Source organism: Microbispora sp. GKU 823, assembly GCF_002027145.1.
GTDB classification, from domain to species: domain Bacteria; phylum Actinomycetota; class Actinomycetes; order Streptosporangiales; family Streptosporangiaceae; genus Microbispora; species Microbispora siamensis.
In genome coordinates this window covers 1-17,119 of the sequence record NZ_MWJN01000145.1, presented here as the reverse complement: position 1 = coordinate 17,119, position 17,119 = coordinate 1, and the positions used below count along the sequence as shown (strand labels likewise).

Sequence of the window (17,119 nt, the reverse complement as noted above, 5' to 3'; positions counted from 1 at the left end):
GGTCAGGCCCCAGCCCCAGCCCCGACGCCCCCGGTCCAGCCCGAGCCCCGACCCCGCCGGTCAGCCCCTCCGCCCGGGGACTCGCCGGAGCCGGGCGGGTGCAGTGCGACGATCCGTACGATCAACTCCTGGCCCGGCGGCTTCCAGTCCGAGGTCACGGTCCGCGCCGGCAGCTCGGCGGTCAGGGGTTGGACGGTGAACTGGAGCTGGTCCGGCTCCCCGTCCATCACCCAGCTGTGGGGCGGCGTCAAGTCCGGCTCCGGCGCCTCGGTCTCCGTGCGCAACGAGTCCTGGAACGGCATGCTGGCCGCCGGCGGCACCACCACCTTCGGGTTCGTCGCCAACGGCAGCGCGGAGACGCCGACGCTGACGTGCAGCGCCTCCTGACCGGTGCAACCGTGATGACGCGCTCCTGACCAGGAGGAGCGTGCAGGGGCACCCCCGCCACCCGCGGGGGTGCCCCCTGTGCGTGGTGGGGAGTCGGTGCGTTGGCGGAGCGTCAGTGCGCGAAGCCGCCGGGCCTGCCGTTCCTGTCGGCGATCAGGCCGGCGAGCGTGGCCACCGCGATCTCCGGAGGCGTACGGGAGCCGATGTTGAGCCCGATCGGGCGGTGCACGCGGGCGATCTCCTCGGGCGGTACGCCCAGCTCGGTCAGCGCCCGCACGTGCGGGCCCGGGTGGCGGGGACTGCCCATGACGCCGATCCAGCGCGCGGGGCTGCCGAGAACGTCACGCAGTATCGGCCCGATCTCCGCGCGGTGGTGGTCGGTGACGACCACGTCGGCCGTGCCGTCCAGGTGGTCGCCCACCTCCCTCACCACCGGGACCGAGCCCGCAGGGAGGCCGCCGAGCCCGCGGTCCGGGTCGGGTTCCAGCAGGATCGGCCGGAAGCCCAGCTCCGCGCCGAAGCGCAGCAGGTGATTCGCCACCGGAGACGCGAACACCGCGACCAGCGTCCGCCTCGCCTCCTCGGGCAGCGCTTCGCCGTGGGCGGCCGCGCACGCGGGGTCCTCGTCATGGCTGTGGCTCATGTCCGCAGTTTCTCAGCCGCGCGCCCGAGGGACGACCCCCCCGGGGGCGCGCCGGGCGCGAGGGCGCGGGGAGGATCGGGGCTGTGAACACGATGCTTCCGGTGACCCCCGATGCTCGGCGTCGTGATGGCGCTGCTCGCGCTGGCGGGGGCCGCCGTCGCCGCCCTGGGCCGGTCCGGCCACGCCATGGCCGTCCTGACCGCCGCGGGGCGGGCCGCCGTCCAGCTCGCCCTGGTGTCCCTCGTCATCGGGTGGGCGATCGGGCTGCTGCCCGCCGTGGTGCTGTTCCTGCTCGTCATGTACGGCGTGGCGAGCGGCACCGCCGGCCGGCGGATCACGCGGGGGCGGGCCGGTTGGTGGGCCGCCGTGCCGATCGCGGCGGGCACGGCGCCGGTGGTGGCCCTGATGCTGGTCACGGGCGTCCTGCCGACACGCGGGATCACCCTGATCCCGGTGACCGGCATCCTGCTCGGCGGATGCCTCACCGCGACCTCCCTCGCCGGGCACCGCGCGCTCGACGAGTTGCGGCAGCGGCGCGGGGAGGTCGAGGCCGCGCTGGCGCTGGGGCTCTCCCCTCGGGACGCGGCGCTGGAGATCTGCCGCCCGGCCGCCGCACGGGCTCTCGTGCCCGCGCTCGACCAGACCCGTACGGTGGGCCTGGTCACGCTGCCCGGCGCGTTCGTCGGCATGATGCTGGCCGGTTCCGACCCCGTGCACGCGGGAGCCGTACAGCTCGCGGTCCTCGTCGCCCTGCTCGCCGCCGAGTCGGCGGCCGTCGTGGTCACGATCGAACTCGCCGCCCGCGGCCGCTTCTCGCGCTGACCCGTGATCGCACGGCTATTGCCTTTCATCCACACGTGGTCAAGACTGTGCAACATCGATCAGATTCGGTCGCACATCCTGATGAGGTGCGATCGAATCTGAGTGATTTCGCCTGCCGTCACCCTCCGCTACCCCCCTGAAAACGCAGAGAACGTCCCGAGGTGACCATGAGACACGCCGTCGCGGTGCTCGCGACGCTCGCGGCGCTGGCCGCGCCGACCACCCTCGATCCCCGCCCCGGCCGAGGCGCCCACGCCCAGACGCCGCCCGCGGCGTACCCGGAGGTCGGCAGGGGCACCGCCTTCCTCGACCACGACGCGCTCGTCTCGGGCTACGCCGAGCCGGAGTGGTACAAGGCCAACATCCCGTTCCTGGAGGTGCCCGACCGGGAGATCCAGGACGTCTACTACTACCGCTGGAGCACCTACAAGCGGCACATCCGCTACACCGACTCCGCGACCGGCGACGTCGTCACCGAGTTCCACAATCCGCCCGGATACTCCGCCCCGCTCGGCGGCATCGTCGCCGCCGCGGGTCACCATGTGTACGAGGGGCGCTGGCTGCGCGACACCCGTCCGATCGACGACTACCTCACCTACTGGCTGCAGGGACCGGGCGCCGGCCCCAAGCCGAAGGAGGACTACGTCAACAAGGACACCGACGACTGGGCACACCAGTACTCCTGGTGGGCGGCCGACGCCGCCTACCAGCGCTACCTGGTGACCGGCGACGCGTCCTTCGTCGAGGGACTGCTGCCCGACCTGGTCCGGCAGTACGACAAGTGGGGCGGCCAGTACGACGCGAAGCTCGGGCTCTACTGGTCGGTGCCGGTGTGGGACGCCATGGAGTACACCGCCTCCTCCTACGAGACCGACCCGGCCGATCCCTACCACGGCGGCGCGGGCTACCGGCCGACGCTGAACGCCTACCAGTACGGCGACGCCAAGGCGATCGCGGCCATCGCGGACATGGGTGGCGACAAGGCCCTGGCCGAGAAGTTCGAGAAGCGGGCGGCGTCGCTGCGGGACGCGCTGCACCGCTATCTATGGGACCCGCAACGGTCCTTCTTCTACCACAAGGCCCGCGCCGACCTGGACCCGCAGCAGAAACTGGTGTCCACCCGCGAGCAGATCGGGTTCGTGCCGTGGGCGTTCGACATGGCCAAGCCCGGCACGGAGAAGGCGTGGGCGCAACTGCTCGACCCGCAGGGGTTCGCCGCGCCGTACGGGCCGACCACCGCGGAGCGGCGCAGCCCGCTGTTCATGCGGGACGCGCTGAGCGGCTGCTGCCGCTGGGACGGGCCGAGCTGGCCCTACTCGACCTCGACGACGCTGACCGCGATGGCCAACCTGCTGGACGACTACGACCAGGACGTGATCACCGCCGCCGACTACTACGCCGTGCTGCGCGGTTACGCGCTCACGCAGTACAAGGACGGGCACCCGTACGTCGCCGAGGCGCACCATCCGGACGAGCCGCGCTGGATCTACGACTCCCGGGGTCACAGCGAGCACTACAACCACTCGACCTTCAACGACCTGGTGATCAGCGGCCTGATCGGGCTGCGCCCGCAGCCGGACGGCAGGGTCGTGCTGAACCCGCTCGTGCCGGCCGGGTGGGACTACTTCGCGCTGGAGAACGTGCCCTACCACGGGCACAACGTGACGGTCCTGTGGGACCGCGACGGCAGCAGGTATGGCCAGGGCGCGGGCATGCGCGTCTACGTGGACGGCAGGCCGGCCGCCCGCCGGGCCACGGTCGGCGAGCTGACCGCCCGCGTGCCGGCCGCCGCGTCGCCCGGCCGGTCCTCGCGTCCGAGCGACGACGCCGCCAATCCGTACGGCACCGGCTACCCCAAGCCGTTCGCGTCGTACACGAACGGCATCGACAACGTGTGGGACACCGTGGACGGGCGGATCTTCTACGACGACATCCCGCACAACCGGTGGACCAACTACCGCTCCCCGAACGCCGAGGACCATCTCGGCGTGGACTTCGGCGTGCCGACCCGGGTGAGCGACGTGCGGTTCTACGCCTACGACGACGGCGGCGGGGTCAAGGCCCCGGCGTCGTACCGGCTGGAGTTCTGGGACGGCGCGGCCTGGCGCGAGGTGCCGGACCAGACCCGCACGCCGGAACGGCCCGTCGGCGCGGCACTGAACCGCGTCACGTTCCCGGCCCTGACCACGACCAGGATCCGGCTGGTGTTCGGCAACCCGCCCGGCGCGTACGTCGGCGTCACCGAACTGCAGGCCTGGTCGCCCGCCGCGGGCGACACCACGGTGGACGTGGCCGTCGCCGGGCAGGCGCACGCGGGCGTGCCCGCGGAGGTGACCACCACCTTCGCCAACCGGGGACGCACGCCCGCCACCCGGGTCACGGCGTCGCTGGCCGTGCCGCCGGGCTGGTCGGCCGAGCCGGTCGGCAGTCCGCGCACCCCGGTGGTGCGGCCGGGCGGCGAGTTCACCGTGCGCTGGCGGGTCGCGCCGCCCGCCGGAACCGCGCCGCGCCCCGGCGCCCACCCGGTGCGGGCGGTCGCCGAGTACGACGGGTCGGCGCGGGCCGTGAGCCCCTACGCCCAGGTGACCGTGGGGCTCGACCCGGACGCCTACGGCAAGACGGAGGCGGAGGACGACTTCGGCACCGACACCTCGGCGGGCTACACCCTCTACAAACCCGAGGGCGGCGAGGCACTGCCGGTGGTCACGGCCGGCGGCGGCCGGTTCGCGGGCAGCGGCACTCAGCCGTTCTTCGGCCTGGCCGCCGGACCGGCGGGGCTCTCGTCGGCCGACGCGGTCAGCGTGGTCACGGCCGGGACGTTCGCCGGGACCGGCAGCCCGGAGGACAGCGTGTTCGTCGGCTGGGTCAAGGACGCGGGCACCTATGTGACCGCCTGGTACAACAACACCCGCAAGCAGTCGGGCATCAACGTGCGGGTCGGCGGCCGGTTCCTGGCCACGCCGGGCGACGCCCCGCTGAGCCTGAAGCCGGGCGACAGGTTCGCGCTGGTGCTGTCCGGCGACACCATCACCTCCTTCGCCTACACGGGCGGCCAGTGGCGTCCGCTGCGTACGGCGGACATCGGCGGCACGCTCGCCACCCCGCAGGCCCGCGAGGGCTTCCGCTACGGCTTCGGCCTGCGCGGCACCTCCGGCACGATCGCGATCGCGGGCCTGGAGGGCCGCAGCTCCCCTTGACGCGCTCCCCGGCCTGAAGGCCGGGGATTCAGCCCGTGCCGCTTCACACAGCACCTCTGAGGCTTCCTGCTTCCTCGCGCTGTGCCGGGGCAGGCCCCGGTCTTACCTGCGCTCCACAGGCGTTTAGCCTGTCCGCCCGTCCGGCGGCCAGGATGTTCTTCGCCGCGTTGACGTCCCGGTCGTGGGCCGCCCCGCATGGGCACTCCCACGACCGGACGTTCAGCGGCATCGACTCAGTGACGGTCCCGCAGTCAGCACAGAGCTTGGAGGAGGGGAACCACCGGTCGATCTTGGCGAAGTGGCGGCCGTACCGGACCGCCTTGTACTCCAGCATCCCAATGAACTGAGACCAGCCCGCGTCATGCACGCTCTTGGCCAAGCGGGTGCGGCCGAGGCTGGACACGGCAAGGTTCTCCACGTACACCGCTTGATTCTCGCGGATCAACGCGGTGGAGAGCTTGTGTGCCCAGTCGCGCCGAGCGTCGGCCACTCGGGCATGCGCCCTGGCAACCCTGGCCCTGGCCTTGGCCCGATTCGCGCTGCCCTTAACCTTGCGGCTGAGATCCTGTTGAGCCTTACGCAGGCGTCGCTCGGCCCGGCGGAGGAAACGCGGGTTGTCCACCCTCCGGCCATCGGAGGTGACGGCAAAGTGGGACAGGCCCAGGTCGATTCCCACCTCTGCCGCCGACTCGGGCAGCGGCTCGTCGCTGGTCTCGACGAGGAACGAGGCGAAGTACCTGTCGGCTGCGTCCTTGACCACCGTGACCGACGACGGTTCGGCGGGCAGGGAGCGGGACCAACGCACCGGAACATCTCCAATCTTCGGCAGCCGAAGCTTCCCACCCGCCGTGATCGAGAATCGGGCATTCTTCGTGAAGCGGACCGCCTGCCGGTTGTCTTTACGGGACCGAAAGCGGGGCGGTGCCACCTTCGGCCCCTTCCGCTTACCGGTGATCGAGGCGAAGAAGTTCCGGTAGGCAGTGTTCAGGTCGGCGAGTGCCTGTTGTAACACCACGGCGGAGACCTCGCCCAACCAGACGCGTTGCGGGGTCTTCTTTGCCTGCGTGATGACCCGCTTGGACAGGTCCCCGTCCGAGATGTACGGCAAGCCGTTCTCGCGCGCGTCCTGCCGTGCGCGCAGCGCGTCGTTGAACACCACCCGAGCGCACCCGAACGCGCGGGCCAGGGCGTGACGCTGACCCGGCGTCGGATAGAGACGGACGTTGTACCGGAGCTGCACACTATTGTTTTACCATCGGTTGATCGGCGAGTAAGGAGCGTTAGAACAAGCAGGCGCGGCGTTTTCGTCCTGCACGCCCGCCTGGTTCTCGTGACGAAGTTCCGGCTCGGGTATTCACCGGTACGCACCTGGAGCGCATGGAGCAGATCATGCGTGACGTCTGCGCCAACTTCGAGTACGAACTGGCCGACTTCAACGGCGAGGCCCACCACGTGCACCTGCTCGTGAACTTCCCGCCCAGGGGCGCCCTGTCCGCCTTGGCGGCGAATCGGCTTTCCCTGCCCCGCTAAGCGGGCAAGTCCGCTGCACCCCCGGCCTGAAGGCAGGAGCACTGCGGACGATCCCCGTAGCGCGGGGGTACGCGGAGGACGCGCGCCGGCACCGGCTGACGGGCCTGGTCACCCGAGCAGTCGCACCGCTCCGGTGTCGGCGGACTGCGCCAGTGCCGCGTAGGCGCGCAGGGCCGTGGAGACGTGCCGGTCACGGTCGCGGGGCCGATAGCCGGTGTCGCCTTCCAGCCGGGCACGGCGGGCGGCGAGGTCCGCGTCGGGCACCCGGACGTGGAGGGTGCGTGCGGCGACGTCGACGGTGATCACGTCGCCGTCCTCGACCAGCGCGAGGGGACCGCCCGCCGCGGCCTCGGGTGAGACATGGCCGACCGCCAGGCCGGAACTGCCGCCGGAGAAGCGGCCGTCGGTGACCACGGCGCACACGTCGGCGAGGCCGCGGCCCTTGAGGTAGGCGGTGGGGTAGAGCATCTCCTGCATCCCGGGGCCGCCGCGCGGGCCCTCGTAGCGGATGACCAGCACGCTGCCCGGCGTCACTCTGCCGGACAGGACGGCTTCCGCGGCTTCCTCCTGTGATTCGGTCACCACCGCGCGGCCGGTGAAGACGCGCATGCCGTCGGGGACACCGGCGGATTTGACCACGGCGCCGTCGGGGGCGAGGTTGCCGCGCAGGACCGCCAGCCCGCCGTCGGGTGTGTAGGCGTGGGCCGCGTCGCGGACGCAGCCGCCCGCGGCGTCCGTGTCCAGGGACTCCCACCGCGCCGACTGGGAGAAGGCGGTGGCGGAGCGGACGCCGCCGGGGGCGGCGTGGAAGAGATCGAGGGCCTCGGGCGCGGGTGCCGCGCCCCTGATGTCCCAGGTGGCCAGCCACTGGGTGAGCGATTCGGCGTGGACGGCGTGCACGTTCTCGTGGAGCAGCCCGGCGCGGTGCAACTCGCCCAGAAGGGCGGGCACGCCGCCGGCCCGGTGGACGTCCTCCATCAGGTAGGGGCTGTTGGGGGCGACCTTGCACAGGCACGGCACGATGCGCGAGCGGGCGATGTCGCGCAGGGTGTAGTCGAGTTCGGCCTCGTGGGCCGCGGCGAGCAGGTGGAGAACGGTGTTGGTGGAGCCTCCCATGGCCAGATCCAGGGCCATGGCGTTGTCGAAGGCCGCCCGCGAGGCGATGGCCCGGGGCAGGACGGAGGCGTCGTCCTTGTCGTAGTAGCGCGCGGTCAGTTCCATGACCGTACGTCCGGCCTGCTCGTACAGCCTCCGGCGGGCGGTGTGGGTGGCGAGGGTCGAGCCGTTGCCGGGCAGGGCCAGGCCGAGCGCCTCCACCAGGCAGTTCATCGAGTTGGCGGTGAACATCCCCGCACACGAGCCGCAGGTGGGGCACGCCGCTTCTTCGATGCGGGCGACGTCCGCGTCGGACACGGCCGGGTTGACCGCCTCGGACATCGCGGTGACCAGTTCCAGGCGCGTGCGAACCGTGCCGTCGGCCAGCACCGCCCGCCCGCCCTCCATGGGGCCGCCGGAGACGAACACGGTGGGGATGTTCAGCCGCAGCGCGGCCATCAGCATCCCCGGCGTGATCTTGTCGCAGTTCGAGACGCACACCAGGGCGTCGGCGCAGTGGGCCTGGACCATGTACTCGATGGAGTCGGCGATCAGGTCCCGGGACGGCAGCGAGTACAGCATCCCGGCGTGTCCCATCGCGATGCCGTCGTCGACCGCGATGGTGTTGAACTCCCGCGCGATGCCGCCCGCGCCGGTGATGGCCTCGCACACGATGCGGCCCACCGGCTGCAGGTGCGTGTGGCCGGGGACGAACTCGGTGAAGCTGTTGGCCACCGCGACTACCGGTTTGACGCCGATGTCCCGGCTCGGCACGCCGGAGGCGCGCATCAGGGCACGCGCTCCGGCCATGTTCCGTCCGTGGGTGACCGTACGGGATCTCAGTTGTGGCATGCCCCCATGCTCGCGGCGCATGGAGGCGGGGCGAAGACAGCGGCGCTGCTAGTACTTCTGCTACCAGCACTTACCCTGACCCCATGGGAACGGCACCACAGCGGCGGACGGAACTGGGCGGCTTCCTGCGGGCGAAGCGCACACGTCTGGACCCGACCGCGGTCGGCCTGCCCCCGGCCGGGCCCCGCCGCCGGGGCGGCCTGCGCCGTGAGGAGGTCGCCACGCTCTCCGGGGTCAGCGCCACCTGGTACACCTGGCTGGAGCAGGGCCGCGACATCCAGCCCTCCCGCCAGGTCCTGGACGCTCTCGCCCGCACCCTGCGCCTGACCGCCGCCGAGCACACGTATGTCCTCTCCCTGGCCGGATACGCCCCGAGTCCCAGCCGGCCCGCCGAGCCGTCCGCGCACGCCGCGCCCGCTCACGTCCAGCGCCTCCTCGACGCGCTCGCCGGCTTCCCGGCCTACGCCATCGCCCCGGACTGGACGATCTGCGGGTGGAACGCCGCCTACACGACGCTGTATCCGAACGTGGCCACGGCCGGACCGGACGAGCGCAACCTGCTGTGGCTGGTCTTCACCGACCCTTACGTCCGCGACCTGCTGCCCGACTGGGAGACCACCAGCCGCCGGTTCCTCGCGGAGTTCCGTGCCGAGGCCGGGCCGCGCCTCGGCGACCTGGCCCGCTCGCCGGTCATCCAGCGCCTGCTACGGGTCAGCGAGCCGTTCCGCGACGCCTGGCAGAGCCATCACGTCGAGGGCTTCACCTCCCGTGAGCGGGTGTTCAGGCATCCGGTCGCGGGCACGGTGCGCTTCGAGCACCACCGGCTGGCGCCCGCCGACCACCCCGATCTGCACCTGGTCGTCTACACCCCCGTGGCGGGGTGAGGCGCGGGGGAGCCGTCGTGCGGAGGTCCTCCGCACGACGGCTCCCCTCCGCGGTTACGGAGCCCAGGCGGCGGTGACCGCCCAGCTCACGTCCTCGGCGTACGAGGCGGGGTTGTCGTAGGGATGCGCGCCGCCGCTGGAGGCGACCCAGACCTCCTCGGCGTAGTGCCGGACGCTCGCGCCCAGTTCGTTGAGCGACGCCAGGCGTACGCTCCCGGCGGTGCTGCCGGGCTGCGCGCAGAAGGTGGCGTCGCGGCGGAACAGGTCGCTGCCGTCCGGGGCGTCCAGGCGGACCCGGAAGTTGGAATGCCGCAGGTAGCGGCCCGGATAGTTGCGCGACTCCAGCGAGTAGCAGGTCGGCTGGGCCAGGCCGCGCCGTACGACGAAGGTCGCGTCGGACTTCAGCAGGGCGTCGCTCCCGGCGGTGACCACGTCGGTGCGGGCCAGGCCGTTCTGGTGCCGCAGGTAACGGTCGGTGAACCCCGGCGTGGTCACCCGCAGCGATCGGGCCTGGTCGAGCGGCAGGTCGGCGCCGCTGCGCCACAGGGGCACGGTCACCGCCCACGTGGTGTCGGCGGTGAAGCTCGCGGCGGCGTCCCAGGGGTTGGCGCCGCCCTGTTTCGCGACGTAGACGAGCTCGTTGTAGTGGCGGACGTAGTAGCCGCGCAGGTTGTAGGACTCCAGCCTGGTCCCGCCCGGCCCCTCGCGCGGGCAGAACGTGGCGTCGGCCGCGAACAGGGCCGTGCCGTCCTGGCGGTCCTTGCGCAGCCGGTAGTCCGAGTGGCGCAGATACTCGCCCGGGAAGTTGCGCGACTCGAACGACACGCACGAGGAGTCGGCCAGGCCCGGGCGCGTCCAGAACGTCGCGTCCTGCTTGGCCAGGTCGGCGCTCGCTCCGTCGATCACGTCGGTGCGGGCGAGCCCGTCCTGGTGGCGCAGGTAGCGGCCGGTGTAGCCGGGCGTGGTCACCCGCAACGACACCAGCTCGCCCCGGGGGACGTCCGTGCCCGCCGCGACCGCCAGCAGGTGCCGGTTGGCCTCCCGTACGCGCGACTCGGTCATCTTGAGCACCCGGCGGTCGTACGTGTAGAACCCGTTGACCTCGTTCTCCACGTCGTACGGCTCGGTGTAGACCGAGGCGGACAGCCCGCGGGAGTGCACGAGACGTTCCACCTGCCTGGTGACCTCGACGTAGCGGTTGGTCAGCGACCCTTCGTCCGGGTACAGGTCGCCGTACGCGAACCCGGCGCCGGGCTGGTACTCGTGGCCCTGGACGCGCCTGCCGAGGCCGCCGAACTCGCCGAGCACGGCGATCCGGGTGGCCGAGGGGAGCCGGGTGTCGGTCTCGCCGGGGACCTGATACCAGTGGTCGTCGATCACGTCGCCGTTGGTCGGCTCGGGGTCGGAGACGCAGCAGTTCGACCCGGAGTCGTGGTCGACCAGCCTGGTCGAGTCGACGGATCGGACCAGGTCGACGATGCGCTGGTTGTCGTATTCGCCCCAGCCCTCGTTGAACGGGATCCACATCACGATCGACGTGATGCCCTTGAGCTGCTCGACGATCCTGCGCAGCTCCGACTCGTAGTTGGCGTGGCTGCGCTCCGGCGTGTCGTCCACCGCGTCGAGCGAGGGCATGTCCTGCCAGACCATCAGGCCCAGCTTGTCGGCCCAGTAGTACCAGCGGGCGGGTTCGACCTTGATGTGCTTGCGGACCATCGTGAAGCCCAGGGCCTTCTGCCGCTCCAGGTCGAAGCGCAGCGCCTCGTCGGTCGGCGCGGTGTAGATCCCGTCCGGCCAGTAGCCCTGGTCGAGGGTGCCGAGCTGGAACACGAACTTCCCGTTCAGCACCGGGCGCAGCACGCCGCCGACGACCGCCTTGCCGATCGACCGCATGCCGAAGTAGCCGGTCACGACGTCGCCGCCGCCGTTCCCCGTGAGCGTGACGCGCAGGTCGTACAGGAACGGGTCGTCCGGAGACCACAGGCGGGCGTTCGGGACGGGGACGCGGATGTGCGCGCCGACCGTGCCGGTGGCCGAGCCGACGACCGTTCCGCCGCTCAGCACCTCGGCCCTGGCCTGGTCGCCGGTGCCCTGCACGACGAGGTCCAGGACCCCTGCGGACACGTCCGGGGTGGTGTCGAGCCGGGTGACGTGCGCGGCGTTCACCGGTTCGAGCCACACCGTCTGCCAGATGCCCGACGACGCGGTGTACCAGATGCCGCTCGGGTTGCGGCGCTGCTTGCCGATGGGGAACGCGCTGCCGTCGATCGGCGAGGACACCCCGACGATCAGCTCGTTGTCCCCGGATCGCAGGGCGGAGGTGATGTCGAAGGAGAAGGCGTCGTAGCCGCCGGTGTGCCGGCCGACCTGGGTGCCGTTCACCCACACCCGGGTCTCCCAGGTGACCGCCCCGAAGTTGAGCATCACCCGGCGCCCGGTCCAGCCGGACGGGACGGTGAAGGCGCGCCGGTAGAACATGCTGTCCTCATGGCGCTTGATCCCCGACAGGGCGGACTCGATCGGGTACGGCACGAGCACGCCCTCCGCGAGCGTCCGGCCGATCGGGGGCGAGTCGAGGGTGGACGCGCCGGCGAACTCCCACACGCCGTTGAGGTTGAGCCATTCGGGCCGGACGAGCTGGGGACGCGGATAGTCGGGCAGGGCGTTGGCGGGGGACACCTGGGCGGTCCAGGGCGTGAACAGGGGCGGCGTCTTCGGCTGCCAGACGGCGGCGGACGCGGCGGGCGCGGTGAGGATCAGGCAGGCCGCCGTGAGCAGGAGGGCGGTCGCGGCGGCGAGAATCCGGCGAAGCTGGATCACCGGCATCAGCCCCGCCGCCACTTCTGGTTGGCGCCGCCGTGGCACTCCCACTGGATCAGCCGGGCGCCGTCGTTCGGGTTCCAGCCGTCGATGTCGACGCACTTGTTGGACTGCGGGTTGACCAGGTCACCGGCCGCGCTGAGCACGAACTGCTGAGCGGGATTGCCGCTGCAGGTCGCGATCTGGATCACGGCGCCGTTGTCCCTGGACCCCCAGGCCACGTCCATGCACAGGTTGTTCTGCGTGCGCAGGGTGCCGCCGGTGAACGTCCACCGTTGCGCGTTGGTGCCGTTGCACGTGTACATCTGCAGCGGCACGCCGTCGCTGAAGTTGGCGCCCGGCACGTCGATGCACTTGTTGTTGAGGCTGCTGATCAGCGCGCTCGTGTCGCCGCCCGTGGTGGTCAGGCTCAGGCCGTACGCGCCGAGGATCTCGTTGACCGGCTGGAAGAAGGTGGTGCCGCCGGTCGAGCAGTTCCCCGCGGCGCCGGAGGTGACACCCTGCGCCTGGTCGCCGGACATGTAGGCGCCGCCCGAGTCGCCACCCTCCGCGCACGCGCTGGTCTGGGTGAGCCCGTAGACCAGCGAGCCCGAGTAGTTCACGGTCACGTTCTTGGCCTGGACGACCCCGCAGCGCCAGCCGGTGGTGCGCCCGGAGCGGCAGATCGACGCCCCGACGGGGGCCTCCTGGGAGCCGGCCACCGAGACGGTGCCGCCGCCGTAGTTGCTGACCCAGGGGCGCGGCGTCCAGTCGCCGTTGGTGCGCACCCAGGCGTAGTCGTTGTCGGGGAACGACGAGGCGGCGAAGGTGCCCTGGGCGACGTTGTTGTATCCCAGCGTCGGATTGCCGGCGCGCCCGCAGTGCCCGGCGGTGACGAAGCCGCCGTTGTTCACCGAGAACCCGACGGAGCACAGCACGTTGCCGTTGATGACGTACTGGTCGCCGCCCCGGATGTCGTAGACGAGGCGGGGGGCCTGGGCGACGGAGATCCGCGTCGCCGCGGCGTCGGCGGACGCGGCCTGCACGAATCCCGCCGCCGTGGCCTGGTCGGCGGCCGACACGACGACCGCGTTGGCGGCCGGGTCGACGTACCAGCCGTAGACGCCGGTGCCCGCGGCGCCGGCGGCGCGGTCGAGCGCGGCCTTGACGGCGTTCAGTTGCCTGTCGCTGCGCTTCACGGAGACGGGCACGGCGCCCGCCTGGCGCACGCGCTCGGCATCGCCCGCGTCCAGGACGCCGGCGGCCAGGCGCTGCTGCGCGGGGTCGTACCAGGCGCCGGCGAAGCGGTCGCCGAGTTCGGCGCGGACCCGCCGTTCGACGGCCGCCGCCGCGGCTTCGTGCGTCTGGCGGACCCGCGCCTGCTCGGGGGTCAGGCGCAGGTCGCGCTGCAACGCCTGCTGCATCGTCGCCGCGGTGCCGCCGGGATCAGACGGGGGGACGGGGGAGGGGGCGGCGTGCGCGGACACGGAGGGGAAGGCGAGCACGGCGGCGAACACCGCCGCGCCGGTCAGCACGGTGAGTCTCACGGCAGTCCTTCTGGGGGGTGGAGGAGACGTGAGAGCGCTCTCTGAAAAGAACCTTTACAGTAGTATGACCGCCCGTCAAGACCCAACATTTCCCAACACATCCCGTCTTTGATCTTCGCTGTACGGGAGTGAAAGGGCGCGGGCGGTCGACCGTCGCCCGATCGCGGGCTGCGGGCCTGAATGGGAGAGCGTTTCCGCGCCGCCGAAGGCGACGTGCGGCAGGAGAACGTCGCGCCCCGCCAGGCCGGGTGACGGGTTCGAAGCGAGGGCGTGGGGTAGGCGTAGCACAGAGCGTTGGGCCCGTTGCCGACCCAGGTCTGGAACGACGTGATCGATCTGTGAACCGGTTAGGGCGAACAACGCCTCGGCGAGGCGGTGGGCACCATGATGGACATCACCCGGCCGATGCGCAGGCAGGCGATGAGCAGGAGGGCGGCAGATGTCACAGCTGGTACGCGAAGTGATGACCCCTGCTCCGGTCACCGTCCCCAGAGATGCCAGCGTCGTGCGAGCGGCCATGCTCATGCGCGAGCACAACATCGGGGATGTGCTGGTCACAGAAGATGACCGGCTTTACGGCGTGGTGACCGACCGGGACATCGTGGTCCGCGCGGTCGCAGAGTCCCGCGACCTCACCGAAACGCCCGTGGGCGCGTGCTGCAGCAGTTCCGGCCTGGCCACCGTAACCCCTGACCAGGACGCCACCCAGGCTTTGAACCTCATGCGCCACAAGGCGATTCGCCGGATCCCAGTGGTCGAGGAGGGGCGACCCGTGGGCGTCGTCTCGCTCGGTGACCTGGCACTGGAGGGAGATCCGTCCTCGGCGCTCTCGGATATCAGCGCCGCCCCGCCCAACATCTGAGCCCATCATGACCACGGGGCCCTCGAACGGTGCGGCGGTTGTCGAGATGATCGGCCACGTGACGGGATACCTGCGGCCGTCGGCACGGGGCTCAGGCGCGCGGGCCGGCGCCGACCGGTGATTTGCCCGCCTCGACGACCGACTTCAGTCGGAGCAGGTCCTCCTGCAGCTTGTGTGCGGGATCGGCGCCGAAGAGCACCGCCATCGCGTGACCGACCGCGCCGAACACCGGGTTGTAGGTGAGCTGGACCCGGATACGGCTCCGGCCGGTGTTCTCCGGGGTCAGGTCGAGCGTGCCGGTATGGGCGATCAGTTGCCCTTCGACGGTCTTCCAGGCGATCCTCCGGCCCTCTTCCCGCATCGTCTCCACGGCCTCGAAACGGATGGGCACCCCGGCGGGCCCCGCGACCGACCAGTGGGAGCGCAGGCCATCGGCGGAGCGTCGTACCTCCAGCACGTCGGGCATCAAACGGGTGAAGAGGCTGTAGTCGCTCAGCAGCGGCCAGACATCCTGGGGTGGCGCGTTCACCGTGATCGCGTCCTGGATGTCGATCGCGCGACGCCCTGCTCCGATCCCGGTGAGACGCCTCAGCGGCAGGTTCGTCGCGGCGCGGAGCGCCAGTACGGCACTGCCGGCGCGCAGCGGGTAGCCGAGCGGCCGGGGCAGCCGTCCGGACAGCGACCAGACGAGTGCGGCGGCCAGGCCGGTGAGGAACCTGGAGGTCGGCGACCAGCGCTGCTGGAGGAGTTCGGGCACCGGTCCCCGCGGCCCGCCCTCTCCCTGCAACCGGGGCACTCCCGTGGCATCGCGGTGGGTGGTCCAGTTCGCGTTCACCGTCTTGACGCCGGGTATGGACGCCACCGCCCGGCACGCCCGCCGGCTCTCCTTCTCGAGCAGGTCACCGGTGAGGGTCACCCGGCCGCTCTCGACGCGGACTTCAACCGCGTGCGGGTGGCGGACGTAACGGCCCAGTTCGGCGCGCACACGCTCGTGGAGAACCTCGTCGTCGACGTCCCGTCCGCCGGCGCGGTAGCGGATGCTCTTGACGACCCCCCGGCTCCGGTTGGCGACGTCGCAGACGACGGCTCTGCCGGCGTTTCTGAATTCGTGCGTCAGGTGGACGCCCTTGTCGCGGACCCGAGCACGGCGGGTCCGGCGAGCTCGGGATCGAACAGGTACTCGGTGACCATCCCGCCGACGGCGCCGAGCCCTGCCGCGGAGATCGTACGGGACATCGATGGCGCCTGCCGGAGCACGATGACGTTCTGGGACCGGTCCTGCCTTGGACGAGTGCTGACGACCATGGCGATTCCCCCTTGTTCGCCCGTTCGCCGTCGTTCGCCACCGCCCTACCCAGTCGACGGCGAAGCTCACCAGGTCTGGGCGAAAGGCGGAAACCGGGCTCGTTCCGGCATGGGCACTCGGCGGGCCCGCTCGCCTGATCTTCGCTGAACCGGGAGCTGTGGGCGATCTTCGGCGGGATACTGGGAGTGCCGTACGTGCCCCCCGACCCACCGGAGAGTCATGCCGCAGCCGCTGGAGCCGAGCGATCCCGCACGCCTGGGCTCCTACCGCATCACCGGCAGGATCGGCGAGGGCGGCCAGGGCGTCGTCTACCTGGGCGAGGCGGAGTCCGGCGACCTCGTCGCCGTCAAGCTCTTCCACGCGCGGCTCGGCCAGGACGCCGCGGCCCGCGCCGACTTCACCCGCGAGGCGGAGCTCGCCCGCAGGGTCGCCCGGTTCTGCACCGCCCAGGTGCTGGAGTCCGGCATGGACGGCGGCCGGCCGTACATCGTGAGCGAGTACGTCCAGGGGCCTCCGCTGAACCAGGTGGTGGCCACACGGGGCCCGTTGTCGGGCGGTGCGCTCGAACGGCTCGCCATCGCCACGGCCACCGCTCTGGTCGCCCTGCACGACGCCGGGGTCCTCCACCGGGATTTCAAGCCGCAGAACGTGCTGATCGGCTCGGACGGGCCGCGCGTCATCGACTTCGGGATCGCCCGCGCCCTCGCCACCACGAGCACGATGACCAGCCAGGTCGTGGGGACCCCCGCCTACATGGCGCCCGAGCTGCTCTCGGCCGGTGAGCTCGGCTTCGCGCTCGACGTGTTCGCCTGGGCGTCCACGATCGCGTTCGCCGCCACCGGCGCCCGCCGTTCGGCGCCGACGCCATCCCCGCCATCATCAACAGGATCCTCAACCACGAGCCCGACCTGGAGGGGATCGAGGCGCCGCTGCGCGACCTGCTCGCGGCCTGCCTCGCCAAGGACCCGGGCCTGCGGCCGACCGCGCGGGAGATCCTCGACCGCCTCGTGCGCCCGCGCCACGACCCGCAGGCCGCACCGGTCGCGCCGGCCGCGCCGCCTGGAGTGTCCGGGGCGTCCGGGCCGGTCACCGTGCCGGGCGGCGGCCGGCGCAGGCGGGTCAGGGCCGCGATCGCCGCCGTGGTCGTGGCCGTGGCGGCCACGGTGGCCGCCGCCTTCGCGCTGCTGCCGCCTCT

The 17,119-nt window shown here is 71.7% G+C and carries 14 protein-coding genes; 7 read left to right on the top strand and 7 right to left on the bottom strand.

The features are described from left to right. On the top strand, window positions 1-387 hold a 387-nt coding region (locus B1L11_RS46165; RefSeq protein WP_179155558.1), incomplete at its 5' end, for a cellulose binding domain-containing protein. Window positions 388-499: 112 nt separating this feature from the next. Here B1L11_RS46165 and B1L11_RS41175 read toward each other — a convergent pair. After that, window positions 500-1,030, bottom strand: coding sequence for an XdhC family protein (locus tag B1L11_RS41175; protein WP_079320630.1), 531 nt, complete (start codon window positions 1,028-1,030; stop codon window positions 500-502). A gap of 111 nt (window positions 1,031-1,141) precedes the next feature. Between B1L11_RS41175 and B1L11_RS41170 the strand changes: the two genes are divergently transcribed. Together B1L11_RS41170 and B1L11_RS41165 are read left to right on the top strand one after the other, a co-directional pair. Beyond that, a complete protein-coding gene (locus tag B1L11_RS41170) occupies window positions 1,142-1,852 on the top strand; it encodes an ABC transporter permease (protein ID WP_079320629.1) in 711 nt (236 codons plus the stop codon). Between the two features lie 167 nt (window positions 1,853-2,019). After that, the gene (locus tag B1L11_RS41165; protein ID WP_079320628.1) at window positions 2,020-5,049 is read left to right on the top strand and encodes an NEW3 domain-containing protein; all 3,030 of its coding nucleotides are present in this window, start codon (window positions 2,020-2,022) and stop codon (window positions 5,047-5,049) included. A gap of 43 nt (window positions 5,050-5,092) precedes the next feature. Here B1L11_RS41165 and B1L11_RS41160 read toward each other — a convergent pair whose 3' ends face one another. Then, entirely contained in the window at window positions 5,093-6,289 is a 1,197-nt protein-coding gene (locus B1L11_RS41160) for an RNA-guided endonuclease TnpB family protein (RefSeq protein ID WP_079320627.1), read from the bottom strand. 149 nt (window positions 6,290-6,438) lie between these two features. On the opposite strand from B1L11_RS41160, the gene B1L11_RS41155 reads away from it, so the two are divergent. After that, complete coding sequence (locus tag B1L11_RS41155) at window positions 6,439-6,579, top strand: transposase (protein ID WP_256863326.1); 141 nt, start codon at window positions 6,439-6,441, stop codon at window positions 6,577-6,579. A 108-nt stretch (window positions 6,580-6,687) separates the two neighbouring features. Here B1L11_RS41155 and ilvD read toward each other — a convergent pair whose 3' ends face one another. Then, complete coding sequence (gene ilvD, locus B1L11_RS41150) at window positions 6,688-8,526, bottom strand: dihydroxy-acid dehydratase (RefSeq protein WP_079320625.1); 1,839 nt, start codon at window positions 8,524-8,526, stop codon at window positions 6,688-6,690. 83 nt (window positions 8,527-8,609) lie between these two features. Here ilvD and B1L11_RS41145 point away from each other — a divergent pair, with 83 nt between their 5' ends. Next, on the top strand, window positions 8,610-9,410 hold the full coding sequence (locus B1L11_RS41145; RefSeq protein ID WP_079320624.1) for a helix-turn-helix transcriptional regulator: 801 nt from the start codon (window positions 8,610-8,612) through the stop codon (window positions 9,408-9,410). 54 nt (window positions 9,411-9,464) lie between these two features. Here the strand turns inward: B1L11_RS41145 and B1L11_RS41140 are convergent, their stop codons facing one another. Beyond that, the gene (locus tag B1L11_RS41140) at window positions 9,465-12,236 is read right to left on the bottom strand and encodes an AbfB domain-containing protein (protein ID WP_079320632.1); all 2,772 of its coding nucleotides are present in this window, start codon (window positions 12,234-12,236) and stop codon (window positions 9,465-9,467) included. Next, window positions 12,236-13,756, bottom strand: a complete 1,521-nt coding sequence (locus B1L11_RS41135; protein WP_218671630.1) for a ricin-type beta-trefoil lectin domain protein — start codon at window positions 13,754-13,756, stop codon at window positions 12,236-12,238. The genes B1L11_RS41140 and B1L11_RS41135 overlap by 1 nt, the downstream gene beginning before the upstream one ends. 439 nt (window positions 13,757-14,195) lie before the next feature. Here B1L11_RS41135 and B1L11_RS41130 point away from each other — a divergent pair, with 439 nt between their 5' ends. Then, window positions 14,196-14,618 (top strand): CBS domain-containing protein, encoded by a 423-nt coding sequence (locus B1L11_RS41130; RefSeq protein WP_079320623.1) that lies wholly within the window; start codon window positions 14,196-14,198, stop codon window positions 14,616-14,618. Window positions 14,619-14,709: 91 nt separating this feature from the next. Here B1L11_RS41130 and B1L11_RS47600 read toward each other — a convergent pair whose 3' ends face one another. Both B1L11_RS47600 and B1L11_RS47595 read right to left on the bottom strand, forming a co-directional pair. Further along, on the bottom strand, window positions 14,710-15,657 hold the full coding sequence (locus B1L11_RS47600; RefSeq protein WP_256863327.1) for an SRPBCC family protein: 948 nt from the start codon (window positions 15,655-15,657) through the stop codon (window positions 14,710-14,712). A 74-nt stretch (window positions 15,658-15,731) separates the two neighbouring features. Then, a complete protein-coding gene (locus tag B1L11_RS47595; protein WP_179155556.1) occupies window positions 15,732-15,923 on the bottom strand; it encodes a hypothetical protein in 192 nt (63 codons plus the stop codon). Between the two features lie 220 nt (window positions 15,924-16,143). On the opposite strand from B1L11_RS47595, the gene B1L11_RS41120 reads away from it, so the two are divergent. Beyond that, a partial coding sequence (locus B1L11_RS41120; RefSeq protein ID WP_256863325.1) for a serine/threonine-protein kinase occupies window positions 16,144-17,119 on the top strand: 976 nt, incomplete at its 3' end.

Bases quoted from the DNA above. Each gene is read 5' to 3' on its own strand.
- B1L11_RS41175 (WP_079320630.1), bottom strand. From the start codon at position 1,030: ATGAGCCACAGCCATGACGAGGACCCCGCGTGCGCGGCCGCCCACGGC.
- B1L11_RS41170 (WP_079320629.1), top strand. From the start codon at position 1,142: ATGCTCGGCGTCGTGATGGCGCTGCTCGCGCTGGCGGGGGCCGCCGTC.
- B1L11_RS41165 (WP_079320628.1), top strand. From the start codon at position 2,020: ATGAGACACGCCGTCGCGGTGCTCGCGACGCTCGCGGCGCTGGCCGCG.
- B1L11_RS41155 (WP_256863326.1), top strand. From the start codon at position 6,439: ATGCGTGACGTCTGCGCCAACTTCGAGTACGAACTGGCCGACTTCAAC.
- ilvD (WP_079320625.1), bottom strand. From the start codon at position 8,526: ATGCCACAACTGAGATCCCGTACGGTCACCCACGGACGGAACATGGCC.
- B1L11_RS41145 (WP_079320624.1), top strand. From the start codon at position 8,610: ATGGGAACGGCACCACAGCGGCGGACGGAACTGGGCGGCTTCCTGCGG.
- B1L11_RS41140 (WP_079320632.1), bottom strand. From the start codon at position 12,236: ATGCCGGTGATCCAGCTTCGCCGGATTCTCGCCGCCGCGACCGCCCTC.
- B1L11_RS41130 (WP_079320623.1), top strand. From the start codon at position 14,196: ATGTCACAGCTGGTACGCGAAGTGATGACCCCTGCTCCGGTCACCGTC.
- B1L11_RS47595 (WP_179155556.1), bottom strand. From the start codon at position 15,923: ATGGTCGTCAGCACTCGTCCAAGGCAGGACCGGTCCCAGAACGTCATC.